Below are 1,157 nucleotides of genomic sequence, written 5' to 3'. Positions count from 1 at the left end.
CTCTGGTCCGCAACTGCTGGTATGTCGCAGCGCTGGCAAGCGAGGTATCGCGGGAGATCTTCAGCCGCCGTCTGCTTGGCGTCGAGGTAGCGCTGTACCGTACGCTGGCCGGCGATGTCGTCGCTGTCCGCAACCGCTGCCCGCATCGGTCCTTTCCCCTCGCCAAAGGCAAGCTGATCGGAGACGCTCTTGTGTGCGGCTACCACGGCATGCAGTTCGATCCATCTGGCCGCTGCGTGAACATGCCGGCGATGCCGATCGTACCGACAAACGCCAATGTGCGCAGCTTTCCGACGGTGGAACGCGGGCCATTGGTATGGATCTGGATGGGGCAACCCGACCACGCCGATGAGTCACTGGTACCCGACACAGAGTGGCTGGCAAGCCCGGAATGGAAAAGCGTCGAAGGTAGCTTTCACATCAATTCCGATTACGTGGCTATGCACGAGAACCTGCTGGATCAGACCCACTTTCCGTTCCTGCATCCGGGCGCGGTGGGCACACCGGAATACGCACGCTCGAAACTGAACGTGCGCGAAGAAGGCGACATGGTCATCATCGACCGCGCACTGCGCAACTCGTCTCCACCCGGTATCTATGGCGTGCCGACCGGACTTGTCGGAAAACCGGTGGACCGGTTCTCGGATGCGCGCTTCGTGTCCCCTGCACTGCACACGGCTTATGCGCGCATAGTGGACAACAACGATCCAAGTGGACTACCACACACCTACCGCTTCAACATCACGCATATTTTCACGCCTGAAACCAATCACAGCATCCATTACTGGTGGTTCAACAGCCGCAACTTCAAGCTTCTGGATCCAGAGACGGACGCCTATTTGCATGCGGCCTCGGCGAAGGCGTACCTGGAAGACGTAGACGCGCTGCAATGGATCATGGAAGCCGTACGCGGTGACACGGAGCAGCAGTTTGACCTCAATTTTGCGCCCGACAAACCCGGGTTGCTGATGCGGCAAGCACTCTATCGAATGGCTGCGAAGGAAGCCGGTGTAAGGTTTTGACCATGGCTACTTCGAACCAGCTAGCGTCTAAGCCCCATTCGAAGCGGCCCGCGCCAGGGATCTTCCCGCCTCGCTGCCGCGACGATGCGCAGTTGCCGCAGAAATTCCTGGCCCACCTGCGACACTTGCTCGTCC

General features: G+C 59.6%; 1 protein-coding gene. It reads left to right on the top strand.

The genetic code is table 11. The features are described 5' to 3' along the window. Window positions 1-2 precede the first annotated feature (2 nt). Window positions 3-1,022 carry a Rieske 2Fe-2S domain-containing protein gene (locus tag AC097L_RS25475; protein ID WP_479589490.1) on the top strand — a complete coding sequence of 340 codons (1,020 nt, stop codon included), beginning with the start codon at window positions 3-5 and terminating at the stop codon, window positions 1,020-1,022. Window positions 1,023-1,157: the final 135 nt, after the last annotated feature.

Source organism: Rhodoferax sp. RT5P35 (genome assembly GCF_056521385.1).
Note: the sequence above shows the minus strand (reverse complement) of the source record. Positions and strands in the feature narration are given on the sequence as shown.